This window comes from Parcubacteria group bacterium, from assembly GCA_041657845.1.
In the GTDB taxonomy this organism is placed as follows: domain Bacteria; phylum Patescibacteriota; class Minisyncoccia; order Moranbacterales; family JAKLHP01; genus JAKLHP01.
The window spans coordinates 1-4,924 of the sequence record JBBABD010000047.1 but is presented as its reverse complement, the minus strand read 5'-3'; the positions used below and the strand labels follow the sequence as shown (position 1 = coordinate 4,924).

6 protein-coding genes are annotated in these 4,924 nt (G+C 37.2%); 1 reads left to right on the top strand and 5 read right to left on the bottom strand.

Annotated elements, in window-relative coordinates:
• From WC906_05030 to WC906_05010, 5 genes are all read right to left on the bottom strand, one after another.
• Positions 1-633: peptidylprolyl isomerase (locus tag WC906_05030; GenBank protein ID MFA5777776.1), on the bottom strand; the 633-nt coding region annotated here is incomplete at its 3' end.
• Positions 634-679: 46 nt separating this feature from the next.
• Complete coding sequence (locus WC906_05025) at positions 680-1,693, bottom strand: metallophosphoesterase (protein ID MFA5777775.1); 1,014 nt, start codon at positions 1,691-1,693, stop codon at positions 680-682.
• 116 nt (positions 1,694-1,809) lie between these two features.
• Complete coding sequence (locus tag WC906_05020) at positions 1,810-2,502, bottom strand: hypothetical protein (protein ID MFA5777774.1); 693 nt, start codon at positions 2,500-2,502, stop codon at positions 1,810-1,812.
• A 55-nt stretch (positions 2,503-2,557) separates the two neighbouring features.
• Positions 2,558-3,886 carry a right-handed parallel beta-helix repeat-containing protein gene (locus WC906_05015; protein MFA5777773.1) on the bottom strand — a complete coding sequence of 443 codons (1,329 nt, stop codon included), beginning with the start codon at positions 3,884-3,886 and terminating at the stop codon, positions 2,558-2,560.
• Positions 3,887-4,285: 399 nt separating this feature from the next.
• Positions 4,286-4,525, bottom strand: coding sequence for a hypothetical protein (locus WC906_05010; protein MFA5777772.1), 240 nt, complete (start codon positions 4,523-4,525; stop codon positions 4,286-4,288).
• 86 nt (positions 4,526-4,611) lie between these two features.
• On the opposite strand from WC906_05010, the gene WC906_05005 reads away from it, so the two are divergent.
• Complete coding sequence (locus tag WC906_05005) at positions 4,612-4,800, top strand: hypothetical protein (GenBank protein ID MFA5777771.1); 189 nt, start codon at positions 4,612-4,614, stop codon at positions 4,798-4,800.
• Positions 4,801-4,924 lie beyond the last annotated feature (124 nt).

Below are 4,924 nucleotides of genomic sequence, written 5' to 3'. Positions count from 1 at the left end.
ACCAAATAAAATATGCGCTGAATGAACTTCCAAATTGTCTCCTTCTCCTCGCGATTCGATTAATTTTATAATATGCCATCCAAATTGGCTCTCCACGAGCTCAGGATAAACCTCGCCATCTTTAAGTTTTCCGCTGAACAAAACATCTTCAAATTCCGGAACAAAAGCTCCCTTTTTAACAAATCCCAGATCCCCTCCGTTTCCTTGAGCCGTTTGAACAGAAGCGCCTTCCTCCTTAAATTCCAAAAATGGAGTATCCTGGATTCTTTTTTTCGCTTCTTCAATATCCTTTATTCCCGGAAGTTCAACCACAATATAATCATTCGAGCCATAATGCGAGGTTTGAATTAGCGGTTCTCCGACGCCAAAAGCATTAATTCTTCTTTCAATTACATCTTGAGCTCCTTGAAGCGCTTCTGATTTTTTGGCGCTATCTACGTTTGAAGTATCGGCTTTATATTCCAAATGGATGCCTCCCTGAAGATCTAACCCCAAATTAACCTTAGTTTTATTAAAAAAATTATAAGCCGGCTTTATCGGCTTTACTGCTTCCGGATAGGCAACAAAAACCGCCAAAATTGCCAGTCCTATTATCATAAAAAATTTAAGTCTAACCTTCTGCCTGAGATTCATAATTTGAATTATAATAGACTATTTTCAATATGGCAAATAAAGCTGGTTATTTTGCCAAAGCAAAAGAATCCAGCAATTTTCCTTGGACGGAATAGGTTTTGACGGTTATTTCTTTTCCATTTATTTCCACCATTCCAAAAGCTTGGCCAATATATGAATATTCTGCTGTTCCCGATTTGGGTGCCAAATGATCAAAAGAATCAGTATTGCCAAAAACAAATTGATAAAGTCCGTTTACTTTTCTGCGGCTTTGAATATGCTCGTGTCCGGAAAAAACCGCGGTTACTTTGTGGCTTGTCATAATATTCCAAAGCCGATCTCTGTCTTTTGCATTCACATCCAAACTTTCTCCTATTTTTGAATTTGTCGGATAAGCCGGCTCATGAAAAAAGACAAAAATATTTTCTTTGGTATTTTTATTTAAATCTCCTTCTAGCCAATCAAGCTGGGTCGAATTAATATCGTTTTCTTTCGGCTTATCGCTATCCAAGACGATAAAATGAGAATTTTCATAGTCAAAAGAATAAACTAATTCCGAAAAACCAGCCGGGCCATTAGTCGGAAGAGTAAAAATTTTCTGCCAAGAAGAATCCGCTTTTTCTTTTCCAACCCGATCGTGATTCCCCTGTATAACATATGTTTTGGAACTAAAATTTCCCAAAACATTTTTCCAATTATTGTATTTCGTATCGCATTCACTTCCGCCATCACAAGAAGTTAAATCTCCCACTGAAAAAACCAAATTGGGATTAATTTTTTTTATACTGGAAACCGCCTTCTGAAATCCGCCATTTGCTCCCGGCTTAAAGTATTGGGTGTCTCCCAAAATCGCGAAAGAAAAATCAACTTCGCTGGCTGTATTTTCTTCCGTATTTTTTTCAACAATTTCGATACTGTCGTTGTTTTCCGGAATGTTTTTTTGATTTTCTTCCAAAATGACATCGGTTGAATTTTTTTCAGCCGCTTCCGGCGCGCTCCTCTTGGCAACAAAAGCTCCTCCGAAAAATGATGCCGCAATTATAAATAAAAATAAGAAGGATATTGATAGATATTTTCTCATATTCTATTTGATTTAATTGCTTTTATTATAGCACGAAAACAACCATAACTGCGGAGAATGGAACACCTAGCAAAAACCGCCATTTCTGACGGTTTTAAGCTCATTAAAGAAGTGCGCTATTTTCTAAAAAGTTTTACTGCCCAGCCAAACAAACTGAATTTGTTCTCATTCTGAGCAATAAAGTTGCTGATATTTGTCTGTTCTTGTTCCAATGTCTGAATCTGATTTTGCAATTCGATTTTGTCTCCTTCATTTTCCGCTTTTTCCGCCAATCTCTTTAACTGTTCAATTTGATTTTGCGAATTAACCATCTGGCTTTGCAACTCTCCAAGATTTTTATAGCTTGTGCCTATAAAGAATGCTTTTACTTTATTTCTATTCTCAACAGCATTTATCAAATCAGATGTCCTATTCTTAATGTCATTTTGTTGCTGAGCAATAGATCTTATTTCTTGCCCAATGCCGCCATCTCGATCAGCTACAGCCAATAGGCTTTGAACAAAAGTAGCTACTGCGCTTCTATGCAATTCGGCATTAAATTGCCCTTTGCTTTCTTTTTTTGATTTATTTTTAACCTCATCTTGAGCTTGAACTGCATTTTGCTCTTGAGTCTGAATCTGGTTACTTTCTCCCTGATTCATAACTTTGTTTTGCTCGCTTGTTTGGACGGCCTTTCCAGCCTGAGTGCCCTGGGTAGTTGTATTAGCTTGTCCGGATTTAGCCCCTTGATTTGAATTGGTGCTTACTGCTTGAACTTGAATGGCTAAGCCGAACATCAACATAAAAGCAGCAACTAATGTTTTCTTCATTGTTTTATTTTTTAATAGTTATTAACTGTTTTATTATATCACATTTTTGCTTATTTCAAAATTTCGTAATTCTTTTCATAAAATTCAATAGCCATCCGCCCATTCCTGTTCTATTTTCTTTTTCTTTCACAAAATTTTCCAAATCATTCGATTTGTTTTCTATTTTTTCTATGAGAGTTTGTATTCCATTTTTCGTTTCTTCGTTTTTGACTTGGCTTAAATCATTTTTAAGCGTATTCAGTTGTCCCTTGCTAATTTCTATTTCATTTCTTATGAAATCAAGAGATTCATGGTCTACTCCAAAAAAGAACAACTTTATTTTGCTGATAGCGTTTATTTTATCAATCTGCTCATTCACTTTTGTTTCCATCGTATCTTGATATTCACTTACTGTTTCCGCATTTTCCCAGATTGCCTCATCTTCCTCAACCTCTTCATCGGTCAAAGTTTCCTCTTTCTTTGGTTCTGAATCATTCTCGTTGGTTTTATTGGCTACGTCTTCTTCGACTTCGTCAACGGCATCTATAATATTACAAAAATCATTGATGGATTTTATGCCATTATCTTCCAGATTATTTTCCACCAGATTGATTGAATCGCTCCAATAGGAGGAATCTGGCTTCCCTCCGCTTGGCAGAGCGCAATCTAGTCCGTATTTTTCGTTCTTTATAATCGTATTGCTTTTTATGTTCAATTCTCCAGTTTTTTTCGTTTCCTGATAAAACTGAGCGGCAATTCCGCTAGCTCCGTTTTTTTTGATATTATTTCCGCTTATCAGCACGTCGGAACTGCCGATTATTATTTCAATTCCGCTCTCTCCGTTATTGTGAAGGCTGTTATTTTTTATAAATCCGCTAACTTTAGCTCTGACATCAATTCCTTCTTCTCCGTTGCTATAGATATCATTCCCTGATATTTCTATTTTTCTTCCCAATTCAATATACATTCCTTTTCCATCCCCGCCATAAATACTGGAATTTTTCACAACCACTCTTCCGCTTCCGGGCAAAGCATCGATGCCTATTTTTCCGAATTTTTTTATAGTACAGCTATTTATTTCCGCACTGGCATCCGAATCGATTGAAACAGCCGCATATCCGCCTTCAACGGTCAAATTATTAATCGAGCTGTCGTCTTTCATTTCGATTCCACCAGACAAAGAGACTTTGCTCTCGCTTTCTCCATATAATCCTCTTCCCTTTCCAATTGTTATTTTTTCATCATAATCACCTTTTTTGATGAAAATTTTGTCATCGGAACCGCTGGCCTCGATTGCCTCAGAAATAGTATTAAAAGGTTCGCTTTTGGTTCCTTCTTCGTTTCCGCTATAACCGCTATCGACATAGTAATCATAGGAAGAAGCTTTTGCATTTGAAATAATCAAAAAGCAGCAATAAAAAATGATTGCGATAAAAATAATATTAAACTTAATTTTGCTGGAATCACTCATGCATTAAATTATACCACACAAATATTCAGCAAACATTCCTTATTTTAGCTAATTGTCTAAAAGCGGAGCGGCGGACTAAAAATGCGTAAAAAATATCACACGTAAAATAAACGACTCCGAGGGAAAAACACAAAAACAGGGATTTCCCCTGTTCTTGTTTTTTCAGCAAATCGTATATTTTTGTGATTAGTCCTAGAGTCTAGCGTATGTTTGTACAAGACATACGGCTACAGATTTCCGCCAGCTGGCGGATTGCTTTGAAAATAAAAAAACAGGGTTATCGTACCTGTCGCAGTTTTCACTGCTTACGCCCCTTCATGGGAGAATGTTTCCTTACTTGCTGAGCGAGCTGAGGTCGAAATATTCGCAGATGAACTTCGAATCTGACGAATGTATTCCTGTCTCCAGTAGGTGATGCGGATTACCAAAGTTGTCAGTTGTGAGGATAACAATGAATTCCGAGGACATTACCATCCATACGTCATATTCCTTTCCGTCAGTGAACGCAACTTCTCCTTCGTTATCTCCGCCTTTCATCACCACATCCTTCTTGCAAACAATCTTCCCTGCCATGAATTCTCACCTCCTTTGTATTGTACGAAGATTCTAATCACGCACGCATTTTATCGAAAATATCCGATAAGTATATCATGATGCCAATGACAATGGGGACTGTCCCAATCGAAGCTATTACAAAGAGGATGCCCACGTCTTTTTCTGATGGGGAGACAACTGTCATCATAAAAACTACCCAGGCGATTCCTACAAGCGAAAACAGAACCGCAAGCACTATCCTGGCTGTATTGGATAGATGGTATTCTTTGTTTATTATGATATCTGCTCTCTAAAGTGGTCGGGTTTGTCAAGACAGAAAATTATTAAAAATGAGAGGGAAAATTTTAAAAAAATTATTATCGAAAATGGACTTCTTTTGGTGTGAGATAGTCGAGTGATTGATGCCGACGTCTTTCA